This window comes from Nocardioides conyzicola (assembly GCF_039543825.1).
GTDB classification, from domain to species: Bacteria; Actinomycetota; Actinomycetes; order Propionibacteriales; family Nocardioidaceae; genus Nocardioides; species Nocardioides conyzicola.
Genome location: NZ_BAABKM010000002.1, coordinates 823,148 through 837,160 on the forward strand (window position 1 = coordinate 823,148; position 14,013 = coordinate 837,160).

19 protein-coding genes are annotated in these 14,013 nt (G+C 71.8%); 9 read left to right on the top strand and 10 right to left on the bottom strand.

Annotated elements, in window-relative coordinates; genetic code table 11:
- Positions 1 to 23: 23 nt before the first annotated feature.
- A complete protein-coding gene (locus ABEA34_RS07035; RefSeq protein WP_345520532.1) occupies positions 24 to 584 on the top strand; it encodes a nucleoside/nucleotide kinase family protein in 561 nt (186 codons plus the stop codon).
- Here the strand turns inward: ABEA34_RS07035 and ABEA34_RS07040 are convergent.
- Entirely contained in the window at positions 581 to 1,399 is an 819-nt protein-coding gene (locus ABEA34_RS07040; RefSeq protein WP_345520533.1) for a helix-turn-helix domain-containing protein, read from the bottom strand. The two genes, ABEA34_RS07035 and ABEA34_RS07040, sit on opposite strands and share 4 nt — an antisense overlap.
- Before the next feature lie 50 nt (positions 1,400 to 1,449).
- Here ABEA34_RS07040 and ABEA34_RS07045 point away from each other — a divergent pair, with 50 nt between their 5' ends.
- Positions 1,450 to 1,974, top strand: coding sequence for a maleylpyruvate isomerase family mycothiol-dependent enzyme (locus tag ABEA34_RS07045; protein ID WP_345520534.1), 525 nt, complete (start codon positions 1,450 to 1,452; stop codon positions 1,972 to 1,974).
- Between the two features lie 83 nt (positions 1,975 to 2,057).
- Here the strand turns inward: ABEA34_RS07045 and ABEA34_RS07050 are convergent, their stop codons facing one another.
- From ABEA34_RS07050 to miaA, 7 genes are read right to left on the bottom strand one after another with little or no spacing between them, the layout of a single operon-like run.
- On the bottom strand, positions 2,058 to 2,834 hold the full coding sequence (locus ABEA34_RS07050; protein WP_345520535.1) for an SDR family NAD(P)-dependent oxidoreductase: 777 nt from the start codon (positions 2,832 to 2,834) through the stop codon (positions 2,058 to 2,060).
- Positions 2,835 to 2,880: 46 nt separating this feature from the next.
- Positions 2,881 to 3,699 carry a diaminopimelate epimerase gene (dapF, locus tag ABEA34_RS07055; RefSeq protein WP_345520536.1) on the bottom strand — a complete coding sequence of 273 codons (819 nt, stop codon included), beginning with the start codon at positions 3,697 to 3,699 and terminating at the stop codon, positions 2,881 to 2,883.
- Positions 3,692 to 4,342 carry a pyridoxamine 5'-phosphate oxidase family protein gene (locus tag ABEA34_RS07060; protein WP_345520537.1) on the bottom strand — a complete coding sequence of 217 codons (651 nt, stop codon included), beginning with the start codon at positions 4,340 to 4,342 and terminating at the stop codon, positions 3,692 to 3,694. The genes dapF and ABEA34_RS07060 overlap by 8 nt, the downstream gene beginning before the upstream one ends.
- A 21-nt stretch (positions 4,343 to 4,363) precedes the next feature.
- Positions 4,364 to 6,184: a gamma-glutamyltransferase gene (gene ggt / locus ABEA34_RS07065; protein ID WP_345520538.1), complete on the bottom strand. Its 1,821-nt coding sequence runs from the start codon at positions 6,182 to 6,184 to the stop codon at positions 4,364 to 4,366.
- A gap of 43 nt (positions 6,185 to 6,227) precedes the next feature.
- A complete protein-coding gene (locus ABEA34_RS07070; protein ID WP_345520539.1) occupies positions 6,228 to 6,779 on the bottom strand; it encodes a dihydrofolate reductase family protein in 552 nt (183 codons plus the stop codon).
- Positions 6,776 to 7,681, bottom strand: coding sequence for a helix-turn-helix domain-containing protein (locus ABEA34_RS07075; RefSeq protein WP_345520540.1), 906 nt, complete (start codon positions 7,679 to 7,681; stop codon positions 6,776 to 6,778). Before ABEA34_RS07075 ends, ABEA34_RS07070 begins: the two co-directional genes overlap by 4 nt.
- 4 nt (positions 7,682 to 7,685) lie before the next feature.
- Positions 7,686 to 8,633 carry a tRNA (adenosine(37)-N6)-dimethylallyltransferase MiaA gene (miaA, locus tag ABEA34_RS07080; protein WP_345520541.1) on the bottom strand — a complete coding sequence of 316 codons (948 nt, stop codon included), beginning with the start codon at positions 8,631 to 8,633 and terminating at the stop codon, positions 7,686 to 7,688.
- An 18-nt stretch (positions 8,634 to 8,651) separates the two neighbouring features.
- On the opposite strand from miaA, the gene ABEA34_RS07085 reads away from it, so the two are divergent.
- From ABEA34_RS07085 to ABEA34_RS07110, 6 genes are read left to right on the top strand one after another with little or no spacing between them, the layout of a single operon-like run.
- Positions 8,652 to 8,831 (top strand): hypothetical protein, encoded by a 180-nt coding sequence (locus tag ABEA34_RS07085; RefSeq protein WP_345520542.1) that lies wholly within the window; start codon positions 8,652 to 8,654, stop codon positions 8,829 to 8,831.
- A gap of 1 nt (position 8,832) precedes the next feature.
- Entirely contained in the window at positions 8,833 to 9,036 is a 204-nt protein-coding gene (locus tag ABEA34_RS07090; protein ID WP_345520543.1) for an antitoxin, read from the top strand.
- Between the two features lie 9 nt (positions 9,037 to 9,045).
- Positions 9,046 to 9,189 carry a hypothetical protein gene (locus ABEA34_RS07095; RefSeq protein WP_345520544.1) on the top strand — a complete coding sequence of 48 codons (144 nt, stop codon included), beginning with the start codon at positions 9,046 to 9,048 and terminating at the stop codon, positions 9,187 to 9,189.
- Positions 9,186 to 9,659: an NUDIX hydrolase gene (locus tag ABEA34_RS07100; RefSeq protein ID WP_345520545.1), complete on the top strand. Its 474-nt coding sequence runs from the start codon at positions 9,186 to 9,188 to the stop codon at positions 9,657 to 9,659. The genes ABEA34_RS07095 and ABEA34_RS07100 overlap by 4 nt, the downstream gene beginning before the upstream one ends.
- A 24-nt stretch (positions 9,660 to 9,683) precedes the next feature.
- Positions 9,684 to 9,950 carry a hypothetical protein gene (locus ABEA34_RS07105; protein ID WP_345520546.1) on the top strand — a complete coding sequence of 89 codons (267 nt, stop codon included), beginning with the start codon at positions 9,684 to 9,686 and terminating at the stop codon, positions 9,948 to 9,950.
- A complete protein-coding gene (locus ABEA34_RS07110) occupies positions 9,947 to 10,174 on the top strand; it encodes a hypothetical protein (protein WP_345520547.1) in 228 nt (75 codons plus the stop codon). Before ABEA34_RS07105 ends, ABEA34_RS07110 begins: the two co-directional genes overlap by 4 nt.
- Before the next feature lie 3 nt (positions 10,175 to 10,177).
- On the opposite strand, the gene ABEA34_RS07115 is transcribed toward ABEA34_RS07110, so the two are convergent.
- Together ABEA34_RS07115 and miaB are read right to left on the bottom strand one after the other, a co-directional pair.
- A complete protein-coding gene (locus ABEA34_RS07115; protein ID WP_345520548.1) occupies positions 10,178 to 10,867 on the bottom strand; it encodes a hypothetical protein in 690 nt (229 codons plus the stop codon).
- A gap of 100 nt (positions 10,868 to 10,967) precedes the next feature.
- Positions 10,968 to 12,443: a tRNA (N6-isopentenyl adenosine(37)-C2)-methylthiotransferase MiaB gene (gene miaB / locus ABEA34_RS07120; protein ID WP_345520549.1), complete on the bottom strand. Its 1,476-nt coding sequence runs from the start codon at positions 12,441 to 12,443 to the stop codon at positions 10,968 to 10,970.
- A 63-nt stretch (positions 12,444 to 12,506) separates the two neighbouring features.
- On the opposite strand from miaB, the gene ABEA34_RS07125 reads away from it, so the two are divergent.
- Positions 12,507 to 13,991, top strand: coding sequence for a CehA/McbA family metallohydrolase (locus ABEA34_RS07125; RefSeq protein WP_345520550.1), 1,485 nt, complete (start codon positions 12,507 to 12,509; stop codon positions 13,989 to 13,991).
- Positions 13,992 to 14,013: the final 22 nt, after the last annotated feature.

Consider the following 14,013-nt stretch of genomic DNA (forward strand, 5'->3'; position numbering starts at 1 on the left):
GGGCGAACCCTTAACGTGACCGCATGCACCTGCCCGACCTACCGCGCGGGATCCGCCTCCTCGGCATCACCGGCGCGCCCGGGGTCGGCAAGACGACCGCGGCCGCCGCGCTGGGGCTCCCCGTGGTGCCGATGGACGGCTTCCACTACGCCGACGTCGAGCTCGTACGGCGCGGCCTGCGCGACCGCAAGGGTGCTCCGGACACCTTCGACGCGGAGGGGTACGCCGCGCTGCTGCGCCGGGTGCGCGCCCGGGAGCCGGACGTGGTGGCGCCGATGTTCGAGCGCGGCCTCGAGCAGCCGCTCGCCGGCGCGATCGCGGTCCCGGCCAGCGGGACGGTGGTGACCGAGGGCAACTACCTGCTGCTCGACCAGCCGCGCTGGCTCGCCGTACGCCGTGAGGTGGAGGTGGTCTGGCACCTGCACGTCGACGACGCCGTACGCCGTGAGCGGCTGGTCGCGCGGCACGTCGAGTTCGGCAAGACGCCCGACGAGGCGCGGGCCTGGGTCGCGCGGGTCGACGACGCCAACGCCGCCCTCGTCGAGGCCGCGGCCGACCGGGCCGACCTGGTGATCGAGCTCTAGCTCGGCGGGCGGGGCTCGGCGGCGAACTCCCCCGGCGTGAGCCCCGTGACGGCCCGGAAATCGCGGCCGAAGTGCGCCTGGTCGGCGTACCCGAGGTCGGCGGCGACGCGGGCGAGGTCGGGCCGGTCGTCGATGGCCAGCCGCTCGGCGGCCTCGTGCAGGCGGCGCCGCTGGATCAACCACTTCGGCGACAGCCCGATGCGGCGTGCGGTCAGCCGCTGCAGGGTGCGCTCGGCGATCGCGAACTTCTCGCAGACCTGCCCGACCCGCTGGACGGCGGTGTCGCCCTCGACGTACTCCACGATCGCGTTGACCAACCGGCCCTCGTCGTCGACGGGCAGCAGCGCGGACAGCGCCTCCTCGACGGCGGCGACGGCGACCTGCCGACGCGCGGGGTCGTCGGGGTCGTCGCCGATCGCCTGCCGGATCGCCTGCACGAGTTCGTCGTCGGCCAGCGGCACCGCCGCGTCGGTGAGCTGGTCGACGGGGCCGCCGACGAGAGCGAGGCCCGCCGCGGGCTGGAGCATCGTGCCGAGCGCCCAGCCCGAGCCGGCGAGCTCCGTCGTGGACAGGCCGGTGCTCGGGCCGACGAGCAGGGCATAGCTGTCGGACACGACGATGAGGCAGACGGGGTACTGCAGCACCCGCTGGGTGGAGGTCGCACCGTCCGGGAACGACCAGACCGGCATCCAGTAGCGGCGTACGACGTCGGCGAGGCCGGGGCTCGGCGCATAGCGGTGGATCGGCGGGGTGTAGCCGGACGCGTCGAGCAGGTGCGCCCGCTCGGTCGGGTCGATCGGTCGCGCTCCGGTCATGTGTCGGATTCTTTCAATCCCCACTGACACCGAAACGCCATCGTGGAGGCATGAGCTTCTACCTCGATGCCGCCGACCGCTTCTCCGCCACCGTGGACGCCACCGACGACTGGTCCGCGACCAGCCCGTGCGAGGGCTGGACCGCCGCCGACGTCGTTGACCACGTGGTCGACACCGAGCGCCAGTTCTTCGAGACCCACGGCGCCGACCTCGGCGAGCGCCCTGCGGGCGCACCTCCCGAGGTGTGGGCGGCCCACCTGGCCGCCGTACGACCTCTCGTGTCGGACGACGACTTCCGGGGGCGCGAGTACGACGGCTTCTTCGGGCGGACGACGATCGGCGCCACCCTCGACGCGTTCTACGGCTTCGACCTGGTCGTCCACGGCTGGGACCTGGGGTCCGCGACCGGGCGGCCCACCACCTTCACCGACGCCGACATGGATGCGATGGAGCAGGCGTTCGTCGGCTTCGGCGACCACGCGTACGACGAGGGCGTCTTCCGCCAGCCCGTCGAGGTGGCCGACGACGCCCCGCGCCAGGAGAGGCTCCTGGCGCGGATGGGGCGCCGCGCCTGACCGGGTGATGTCGTCGAGTGACGCGAAACGGCCCTCGATCACGCGGATCGAGGGCCGTTTCGCGTCACTCGACGCAGGTGGGGCTACTTCGGGGGCATCCGGATGCCGCCGTCGACGCGGATGACCTCGGCGTTCATGTAGCTGTTGGTGATGCACTCGACCACCATGCTGGCGAGCTCGTCCGGGACGCCGAGGCGCTTGGGGAAGAGCACGTTGGAGCCGAGGTTGGCCTTGAACGCCTCGGAGTCCGGGCCCTCGCCGTAGATCGGGGTGTCGATCAGGCCGGGGGCGACCGTGTTGAGGCGGATGCCGGAGGCGGAGAGGTCGCGGGCGACCGGGAGGGTCATGCCGACGACGCCGCCCTTGGAGGCGGAGTACGACGCCTGCCCGATCTGGCCGTCGAACGCGGCCACGCTCGCGAGGTTGACGATCGCACCGCGGCAGCCGTCGGCGTCGGGCTCGTTGCGGCTCATCGCGGTCGCCGCGAGGCGCACCACGTCGAAGGTGCCGATGAGGTTGATCGCGATCACCTTGGTGAAGGCCGCGAGGTCGGCGGCCGAGTCGAACTCGCCGTCGCGGCCGATGGTCCGCTGCGCCCACCCGATGCCGGCGGAGTTGACGACCGCGCGCAGCGGCGCGATCTCGGCGGCCGCGTTGACCGCGGCCTTGATCTGGTCGGTGTTGGTCACGTCGACCTGGGCGAACACGCCGCCGATCTCCTGGGCGAGGGCTTCACCCTTGTCGGCCTGCAGGTCCGCGACCACGACGATCGCGCCCTTGGCGGCGAGCTGGCGGGCGGCTGCTGCGCCGATGCCCGACGCGCCTCCCGTGACGATGGCACTGGCTCCGTTGATGTCCATGGTCCCGGAGCATAGCCACCGAGACAGCGGAACTGTCACGGTCGGGTCAGAGGTCGGTGGTCCCCCGGGCCACGACGACTGCCGGACCGGTCAGCAGGACCCGGTCCTCCGCGGTCCAGGTCACGGTGAGGGTGCCGCCGGGCACGTCGACCCGGTAGGCGACGTCCTCCGCGGGAGGTCCGACGACTCCGTCGGCCACGGCTGCAGCGACCATCACGGCGCCGGCGCCCGTGCCGCAGGACCGGGTCTCGCCCGAGCCGCGCTCGTGGACGCGCATGGCGACGTGCCGCTCGGCGCGGCGTACGACGAACTCCACGTTGACGCCGTGCGGGTACGTCGCCTCGTCGTGGTCCGGGGCCTCGAGCAGGGTGCCGGCGTCGTCGAGCGAGTCGACGAACGCGACGGCGTGCGGGTTGCCCATGTCGACGTGGCGGGCGACCCAGGCGTGGCCGGGTACGGCGACCTTGGACTCACCGAGCACCGTCGGCTCGCCGAGGTCGACGGTGATCAGGTCACCCTCGACGGTCAGCGTCTTCACGCCGTCGCGGGTGCCGACCGGGACCGGCCGGGACGGATCCACGAGGCCCTCCTCGACGAGGTGGCGCACGAAGACCCGGATGCCGTTGCCGCACATCTCCGACAGCGAGCCGTCGGCGTTGCGGTAGTCCATGAACCACTGGTCGTCGTCGCGTACGACGCGCAGCACGCCGTCCCCGCCGATGCCGGCCCGCCGGTCGCAGAGCGCCCGGACCCGCTCCGCCATCTGCTCGTCGGAGAGGTCGCCGTGCACCGAGCCGTCGTGGTCGGGCAGCAGCACGAAGTCGTTCTCCGTGCCGTGGCCCTTGAGGAACGCGTACTCAGGCATGGGACGCTCCGTAGAGGCCCTTCGCGTAGTTGTCCTCGGCGTAGTAGGCGTCGAGCTCGTCCAGCGACATCCCGCTGGGCTCGACGTCCTTGGCGATCACCGCGCGCCGCGGGACCGTGCCGTTGGGGTCCCAGGTCTCCGGCTTCCACAGGCCGGAGCGCAGGAACGCCTTCGCGCAGTGGAAGAAGATCTCCTCGATCTCCACGACCACGGCCAGGATCGGACGGTGTCCCTTCACGAGCATCTCGTCGAAGAACGGTGCGTCGCTGACGAGCCGGGCGCGGCCGTTGATGCGCAGGGTGTCGCCGCGGCCGGGGATGAAGAAGTTCAGGCCGACGTGAGGGTTCTGGAGGATGTTCTTGTAGCCGTCGGCCCGCTTGTTGCCGGGTCGCTCGGCGAGCGCGATGGTGTGGTCGTCGATGACGTGCACGAGCTGACCGGCCGGGTCACCCTTCGGGGAGGCGTCGCACTCGCCCAGGGCCGACGCGGTCGCGAGCACGCAGAACGGCGTGGCTGCGAGCCAGTCACGGTCGACGTCGAGCAGTGCCGTACGACCCTTGTCGCGGGCGCGCTCGTTGGGCTCACCGAGGAGGCCGACCAGGTCGTCGACGGTCGTGATCTCGGTCCAGGTGGAGGTGGGCACGCCTCCACGATACGGGCCGAGTCACCGCCTTTTCCTGGTGACGACCGCTGCCGCACCGCCACCGCGGCGGTCCGGCTCGGCCGCGACGGTCACCTGCCGGCCCGGACCGAACTCGATCCCCGTGGCGGCACCGATCTCGTGGGTCCCCGTGAACTGGTCGTCGTAGGTCACCACGTCGTGCCCGAGCGCATCGAGCGCACCGCCCCAGCGCTTGGCGAACGCCGGCTCGGCCAGGTCCTGGGCGGTGTTGCGCTGCGTGGCCCGGGGCGCCGCGATCGCCCGCGGGAGCGTCATGCCGAGGTCGAGCCGGTTGACGAGCACCTGCAGCACGGTGGTGATGATCGTGGAGCCGCCGGGAGATCCGACCGCCAGGAAGGGCTTGCCCTTCTTCAGCACGATCGTCGGCGACATCGACGAGCGCGGCCGCTTCAGCGGCTCGATCCGGTTGGGGTCTGCGGCGTCGTACTCCGTGCTGAAGTCGGTCAGCTCGTTGTTGAGCAGGAACCCGCGACCGGGCACCACGATGCCGGAGCCGCCGGTCTGCTCGATGGTCAGCGTGTACTCGACCACGTCGCCCCACTTGTCGGAGACGGTGAGGTTGGTGGTCTGGGTGTTCTCCGTGTCACCGGTGCGGGTGCCGGTGGTGCGCGCCTTGTCGCACTGCCCGTCGTACGACGTGACGTCGCCGGCCTCGACCGGCTTGGCCAGCGTCGCCGTGGGGCTGATCTCGCACGCGCGCTCGGCGGCGTACTTGTCGGAGAGCAGGTCGCGCAGCGGGACGTCGACCTGCGCGGGGTCGCCGACGTACGTGCCGCGGTCGGCGAAGGCGAGCGCGCTGGCCTCGAGGTAGCGGTGCAGCGCCTGGACCCGGGGCAGGCCGCCGAGGTCCGAGCGCTCGAGGATGTTGAGCGCCTCGCCGACCGTGGAGCCACCGGACGACGACCCGCCCATGCCGAAGACCTGCAGCCCGCGGTAGCCCACCTTCGTCGGCTTCCGGTCGAGGGCGCGGTAGCGCTTCAGGTCGCGCTTGACCAGGAAGCCCTTCGGGACGGGCAGCTTCGTGGACTTCGTGGTCGGAGGCTTGCGGACGGCCCGGACGATCTCGCTGCCGATCGCGCCGTCGTAGAAGGGCTTCAGCCCCTTCTTCGCCAGCAGCCGGTACGTCGCCGCGAGGTCCGGGTTGCGGAACGTGCTGCCGACCCGCGGGGCGTGCCCGCCGCGCCAATAGAGCTTCCTGGTCGAGGTGAAGGCCTTGAACCGCTTCTCGTTCTGCTGCACCTGGCCGCGGAATGTCGGGTCGACCTCGAATCCCCGGTCGGCGAGCCGGGCGGCCGGGCGCAGCGACGCGCCGAGCGAGCGGCTCCCCCACCGGTCGAGCGCGCGCTGCCAGGTCGCCAGGGTGCCGGGCACCCCGACCGACACGCCGCTGGTGACGAGCTCGGGCGAGAAGTTGTAGGGATCACCGGTCTTCGGGTCGATGAACGCGTCGTGCGGCATCGCCGCCGGCGCGGTCTCGCGACCGTCGATGGTCTGCACCTTGCCGGTCCTCGCGGAGTAGTGCACGAAGTAGCCGCCACCTCCGATGCCGGCGCTGAACGGCTCCGTGACGCCGAGCGCGGCCGCCGTGGCAACCGCAGCGTCGGTCGCGTTGCCGCCGGCGCGGAGCACCCGCAGCCCGACCTGGGTGGCGTACGGGTCGACCGAGGTCACCGCTCCCCCGGACCCACGTGCGGTGGCGTGCTTCGGTGGTTCGCCGGCCGTCGGAGCCGCGTGCGCGGGACCCGACAGCGAGACCAGGGTGGCAGAGACGGACAGGGCCGCGAGGGCAGCGACGACGCGCATGGATCAACTCCCGAGAAGTAGGTGCTCCTCTGCCCGTGCCCCCTCAGCCAGGAGGTAAACGCGGTCCCACGACGCGGTAGCGCGCACCGACGAACGCCCGGTTGCGGTCGACCTCGAGCAGCTCCAGGTCGAAGCGCCGCGGGAAGAGCGGCTTCCCGGACCCGAGCGTGACGGGCGCGATCGACACCACGACCTCGTCGAGCAGGCCCGCCTCGGCGAACTGCGCGGCCAGGTCGCCGCCGCCGACCATCCACAGGTCCTTGCCGCCGGCGGCGGCCACCATCTCCGCGTGCACCGCGGCCACCGGCGCGGCCGTCAGCTCGATGGTGTCGGCCACGACCCGCAGGTCGCGGTGCGTGAACACCCAGCAGGGCTGCTCGTACGCCCACACGTCGCCGATCCGGTCGTTGTGGTCGAGGACCCACTCGTACGTCGTCGATCCCATCGCGATCGCGCCGATCGTCGCGATGAACGCGCCATAGCTGAACGGGCCGTCCTCGTCGATCGGCTGCGTGAGCAGCCAGTCGAGGGAGTCGTCGTCGTCCGCCAGGAACCCGTCCAGCGTCGTCGCCGTGTAGAAGACCGTCTTGCTCACGCGTTCCCTCCGGTACGTCGTCGCAGCCACTCGATCGGGTCGCCGTGGTCGAGGTCCAGCCCGGCGGAGCGCATCAGGAGGCGGGTCAGCTGGCGGCGGTGGGCGGCGTACGTGAGCACGTGCGCCACCACGCTGCCCAGCTGGAAGCTCTCGGGCGGCTCGCAGAGCGCGTCGACGAGCACGTCGTCCCACCCACCGCGGCGGTCGATGTCGCGGACGGCGGCCAGCCAGCGCGGTGCGATCTCGTCGTGGCGCTCACGTAGGGCCGCCGGCTCGTCCCCGCGGCGCTCCGGGAGGTCGGCGCCCTCGATGGCCGCGACCCAGACCTCCTTGGTCCACACGTGGTGCTCGAGCACGGACGCGACCGAGCTCTCGTCGCCGTCCCACGACAGCACGACGGCACCAGGCAGCCGGATGGCCCGGTAGTCCTCGTCGGAGAGCTGCTTGGCCCGGTCGATCAGGTCCGCGGTGTCGTCGAGGTCGTGCTGGACGAGCTGTTCGGTGAGCGGGTTCATGGTCACCTCGTTGGAGTGCACCCACAGAGATGTCGGTGGGTGGAAGTGGATGCCGTTGGGCGCCGGGAGCCAGTGGTGCCCGGACGTCGGCCGGCTCGGCGGCTGGCCGTACGCGCGGGAGAAGGCCCGGCTGAACCCCTCGACGGAGTCGTAGCCCGCCCCGAAGGCCACGTCCGTCACGCTGGCGCCCTGCCGCAGCTGCCAGGCGGCGCGTTCGAGCATCACCCGGCGCCGCATCGCGACCGGAGGCTCACCGGCGCCGGCCGTGAGCTGGCGGGTGAAGTGGTACGGCGAGGAGTACGCCCCCTCGGCCATGTCGTCGAGCCGGTGGTGGTCCTCGTCGAGCACCGCGTCGAGCAGCTCCCGGAGCCGATCCCGTCCCGTCATGTCCTCAGTCTGGCGCCGGGGCAGCCTCGCGCACCCGACCGATCTTGCTCAGGGCGTGCTCGACGAGGTCGGGGTCGTCGTACCGGAGCCAGGTGATCCGCGGGTCCTTGCGGAACCACCCGTCCTGGCGCCGCGCGAACCGCCGGGTGGCGTACATCGTGCGGTCGCGGGCCTCCTCGAGGGTGAGCTCTCCGCGCAGGTGCGCCACCACCTCGCGGTAGCCGATCGCCACCGAGGCGGTGCGGCCGTCGGCCAGCCCCTCGTCGAGCAGCCGCTCGACCTCGGCCACGAAGCCGGCCTCGAACATCAGGTCCACGCGCCGCTCGATCCGCTCATCCAGGGTCGGGCGGTCGATGTCCACGCCGATCTGGACGGTCAGCGGGTCGGCGTACTCCAGGGTCGGCAGCGAGGCGCTGTAGGGCCGGCCGGTGATCTCGATGACCTCGAGGGCGCGGACGGTGCGTCGCCCGTTCTCGACCAGCATCCGGCCGGCGGCCTCCGGGTCGAGGGTGCGCAGCCGGTCGTAGAGGGCGGCCGGTCCCAGCTCGGCGAGCTCGGCCTCCAGCCGGTCGCGGACGGCCGTGTCGGTGGCGGGGAACTCGAAGCGGTCCACGATGGCCCGGGTGTAGAGCGCCGAGCCGCCGACGAGGACCGGGGTCCGCCCCACGGCGCGCAGGTCGTCCACGACGTCGCGCGCCCACACCTGGAACTGGGCCACGGTGGCCGGAGCGCGGACGTCGAGGGTGTCGAGCAGGTGGTGCGGGATGCCGCGGCGCTCGGCGGGCGGCAGCTTCGCCGTACCGATGTCCATGCCGCGGTAGACCTGCATGGCGTCCGTGTTGACCACCTCGCCGCCGAGGCGCTCCGCGAGGTCCAGCGACAGCTTGGTCTTCCCGGACGCGGTCGCGCCGACCACGGCCACGATCGGCACGCGGTCGGGGGTTGGCTGCACGTGGCTAGTGTGGCAAACATGACTGCACCGGTGCCCGAGGAGAACGACGAGCCGACCGCGACCCAGGACGACCGCACGCCGCCGGGCGAGCACCCGAGCGAGATGACGGAGGGCAACGACGCGACACCTCCGGGCGAGCAGGAGGAGAATGCGGAGACGTCGCTCGACGAACCGTCGGACGGCAGTGGAGGTGAATGACATGAGCTTCATCGACAAGGCGAAGGACGCGGTCTCGGACGCCGTGGACAAGCACGGCGACAAGATCGCCGAGGGGATCGACAAGGCGGCCGGCCTGGCCGACGAGAAGACCGGCGGCAAGCACAGCGACAAGATCGCCGGCGGCGCCGCAAAGGCCAAGGACGCCCTCGACAAGCTCGACGGCAAGAACGACGACATCCGCTGAGGTGGTCCCGTGAGTGAGTTCGACATCGAGGAGACACCGCCCGACGAGGACGTCGCGGAGGACGAGGTGCTCTCCGAGGACACCGGCACGATCTACGACGCCACCGGCGAGGCGGAGACCACGCCGCACGAGCTCGTCGAGGACGACGAGTGACGCAGGGCCCGACGCACGGCCGCTTCGTGGTCGTGCCGGCGGCGTACGTCTTCCTCCTTCGTGACGGGGACGCCGGCACCGAGGTCCTGCTGCAGCTGCGGCAGAACACCGGCTACATGGACGACCACTGGGCCGCGGCCGCGGCGGGACACGTGGAGCGCGGCGAGACGGCGTACGACGCCGCGCACCGCGAGGCGCACGAGGAGCTCGGCGTCTCCGACCTGGACCTGGTGTTCGTGACGTCCATGCAGCGCACCGGTCACGACGAGCCGATCGACGAGCGCGTCGACTTCTTCTTCACCGCCCGCTCGTGGTCCGGCGAGCCGCGGATCGTCGAGCCCGACAAGGCCGCCGACCTGCGCTGGTGCCCGCTCGACGCACTGCCGGACCCGGTCGTGCCGCACGAGCGCTCCGTGTTGGAGTCGCTCCGAACGGGTACGACCACGGCGTACTCCACCTTCGGCTTCTGAGCCACTTCCTGCGAGGAGATCCACGTGACGCCCGACGACCTCGGCCCCATGCCCGACCCGGTCATCGAGCCCGGCGAGCCCAACCCCGGGGGCGTCGACGCCCTGCAGGACGACAGCGGTCCGATCGCGATCCCCGACCTCACCCCGGACGAGAACCCGGCCCTCGACGACAAGGCGCCCGAGACCGTGAAGAAGGAGGTCTCGGACAGCGAGGACACCTCCACCGAGGCCACCGAGTCGGGCGACGGTGACGAGACCGACCACCAGCCGGAGAAGGAGTCCCCGGCGTGACCGGCCGCGACGACAGCGACGAGGAGCTCCAGCGGTCCACGCCCGGCTCCAGCGGACCCGAGCGCGCCGCCGGCGGGATGGGTGTCAGCAGCGAGCGGGTCGGTCCGACCGGCCCGGGCCAGACGGCGACCGACGGGCTGCGCGACGTCTCCGAGGACGAGCGCGAGCCCGGCGAGGAGACGCCCCCCGAGCAGTCCGCCGATGGGGCCTCGCGCTCGGAGTGATCGCTACGGACAGCTGACGCTCGCGACGTCGGTCGACAGCACCCTGCTGCCGCGCGCGGTCACCTCGACATGCGTCGATCCCCCGGAGGGAACGGGCAGGTAGTAGTTGACGCTCGACGTGGGCCGGACTGCCAGCGAGGCCGAGGAGTCGCCGTACGACGACGCGACCGTGTACCCGACCGTGGCGTCGCTCGTGCCTCGGTTGTCCAGCACGATCCTGGCGACCGAGTCGTGGCCCTGGCACCCAACGCCGCCGAGCGCAGCCACCGGGTGGACCGTCGCGACGTAGCACGACGACTGCGCGGGGACGATGGCCGAGAGCACGAGGCTCTTGCGACCCATCTCCGGGACCCGGACCCGCACCGAGGCCGTGGCCCGTTGCGCGACGGACACGACGACGGTCCGCTTCCGGTGTGCGGCGACCCACCGGTAGACGACCGGATCCGCGTACCGGTCACCGGCGCGAACGACCCTGAACTGCACGCGGCGCGAGGAGCGTCGGTTGTCGAGGACGATGGTGCGTCTGGTGATGCCCGCGGAGGCGCCCTGGACACAGGTGACGTGGCGCGACAGCTTCGCGCGCGCGTCGTACACAGGCGCTGCGGCGCCGGCGTCCGCAGTGGTCAGCGTGGCGGTCAGCAAGCTGGCGACGGTGCCGAGGACGGCGGTCGCCCCGATCGTGGTGGTGCGCATGGAGGAGGTCCCTTCCCGAGACGAGATCGATGAGGGCGACAGCCTCTGCCTCGCTCGTGCGCCGATCAAGGACGCTCTCGGGACCTGTGGACAACCCGTGTCAGCGGCAGGCGGGAGCGTCCGGAAGTGGCGCCGGTACGCCGAGGGTCGGCATGCCGAGGCCGACGCCGACCGGCGTGGCTCCCGGTTCCTGAGCCTGTCGATGGGCCCACGCGTCGCCGGATCGCGTCCGTCGTACGGCGAGGACCGGGCCGTCGGCGACCAGGTGGTGCGGGGCGGCGTACGTGATCTCGACGGTCACCCGGTCGCCCGGTCGCACCTCGACGTCCTCGGGCGGGGTGAAGTGCACCAGCCTGTTGTCGGGGCCGCGGCCGGAGAGCCGGTGGGTCACCTTGTCCTTGCGGCCCTCGCCCTCGGAGACCATCAGCTCGACCCGTCGGCCGACGAGCCTCTTGCCCTCGTCCCACGCGACCTCGTTGACCAGCGCGGCCAGCCGGTCGTAGCGGTCCCTGACCACCTCGGGCGGGATCTGGCCGTCGAGGGTGGCGGCGGGGGTGCCGGGACGCTTGGAGTACTGGAAGGTGAAGGCCCCGGCGAAGCGGGCCTCGCGCACCACGTCGAGCGTCGCCTGGAAGTCCGCCTCGGTCTCGCCCGGGAAGCCGACGATGATGTCGGTGGTGATCGCCGCGTCGGGCATCGCGGCGCGGACCCGCTCGATGATGCCGAGGTACTTCGCCTGCCGGTAGGACCGGCGCATGTCCTTGAGCACCTTGTCGGAGCCGGACTGCAGCGGCATGTGCAGGGAGGGCATCACGTTGGGCGTCTCGGCCATCGCCTCGATGACGTCGTCGGTGAACTCCGCCGGGTGCGGGCTGGTGAAGCGGACCCGCTCGAGACCCTCGATCTCGCCGCAGGCGCGCAGCAGCTTGGAGAACGCCTGCCGGTCGCCGAACTCCACGCCGTACGCGTTCACGTTCTGGCCCAGCAGGGTGATCTCGGAGACGCCCTCGGCGACCAGCGCCTCGACCTCGGCGAGGATCTCGCCCGGGCGGCGGTCCTTCTCCTTGCCGCGCAGCGCGGGGACGATGCAGAACGTGCAGGTGTTGTTGCACCCCACCGAGATCGACACCCACGCGGCGTACGCCGAGTCGCGCTTGGTGGGCAGGGTCGACGGGAAGACCGCGAGCGACTCGAGGATCTCGACCTGCGCCTCCTCCATCACCCGCGCGCGCTCGAGGAGCACGGGCAGCGAGCCGATGTTGTGGGTGCCGAAGACGACGTCGACGTACGGCGCCTTCGTGGTGATCGTCGAGCGGTCCTTCTGCGCCAGGCAGCCGCCGACGGCGATCTGCATGCCCGGGTTGGCGGCCTTGATCGGCGCCAGGTGGGAGAGGTTGCCGTAGAGCTTGTTGTCCGCGTTCTCGCGCACCGCGCAGGTGTTGAAGACGACGACGTCGGCCTGCGCGTCAGCGGGGGCAGCGACGTAGCCCGCGTCCTCCAGCAGCCCCGTCAGGCGCTCGGAGTCGTGGACGTTCATCTGGCACCCGTAGGTGCGGACCTCATACGTACGTGCCATGGCCAGAAAAGGGTACGGCGGTCCTGCCCACCCGCCGAAAACCAGGGCTACGCTGCCGCCACCATGAGCTCCCACCTCGACCGTCGCGCCCTGCTCCTCGCCGGAGCAGGCGTCGCCACCAGCGCCGCCCTGATGACCTTCGAGCCGGCCGCCGCCGGCACCACGACGACGAAGGTGTTCAAGGGCAGGTTCGCCGGCTCGCACGTGCCCGACTGGGTCTACCTGCCCTTCCACGTGCCGGCCGGCGTGCGCGAGATCAAGGTGAGCTACAGCTACACCCCGACCACGGGCGGCGTGACCACCACGAACGTCGTCGACATCGGGATCTTCGACCCGTCCGGCGCCGGGCTCGGCAACGCGGCGGGCTTCCGCGGCTGGTCGGGCGGTGCCCGCAGGTCCTTCCGGCTGAGCCGGACCTCCGCGACGCCGGGCTACCTCCCGGGCCCGATCAGCAAGGGTCGCTGGCGGATCGCGCTCGGTCCCTACCAGATCAACGGCGCGGGCACGCCGTACGAGGTGCGGGTGACGCTCCGGCACGGCAAGCCCGGCCCGAAGTTCAAGCCCGTGATCGCACCGACGTCGGTCCCGGGCACCGGTCCGGGCTGGTACCGCGGCGACCTGCACGTCCACACCGTGCACTCCGACGGGTCGCAGACGCAGCGTCAGGCGTACGTCGCCGCCAAGGCGGCCGGCCTCGACTTCATCGGCAGCTCGGAGCACAACACCAGCTCGGCGCAGCTCACCTGGGGGAAGCACGTGCCCGCCGACTTCCTGGTCGTCCCCGGCGAGGAGGTCACCACCCGCGCCGGCCACTGGCTCGCGGCCGGGCTCCCGGTGCGGCGGCCGAACGGCACGTGGATCGACTGGCGCTACCGCCCGGAGGACGGCAGGCTCGCGCGGTTCGCCCGGCAGGTGCGCGGCGCCGGTGGCCTCGCGATCGCCGCCCACCCGGCCACCCCGGTCGACTCGATCCGCTGGGACTTCGGGTACGACGACATGGACGCGATCGAGGTCTGGAACGGGCCGTGGTCGGGGTTCAACGCGGTCACCAACAGCAACGCCGTGGACCAGTGGCACCAGCTGCTGGTGGACGGCACGTTCCTGCCCGCGGTGGGCAACTCCGACTCCCACAGCTCCGGCCAGAAGATCGGCGCCGCGCACACGGTCGTGCGGGCCGCGTCGCTCTCGGTCGGCGCGGTCATCGCCGGCTACCGCGGCGGGCACTCGTGGATCACGGCGTCATCGGGCATCGACCTCGACTTCACCGCGACCCTCGGCGACGTCAGTGGTCAGTGCGGCGACCGGGTGCCCAGCGGGCCGGGTGACAGCGTCGCCGTACGCCTCGAGGTGAAGAGCGGCCTCACGTCCGGAGACACCGCCACGCTGATCGGTCCCGACGGTGTCCTCGGCACCGCCGTCGCCGCGGGCAGCGCCGTCACGCTCACGGCCGACGTGACGGGCGGTACGGCGTTCGTGCGGGCCGAGGTCAGGCGGGGCACGACGATGCTCGCGCTGACCAACCCGATCTTCCTCACCGGCACGGGGTAACTACCTGACGCGTGTCAATTCG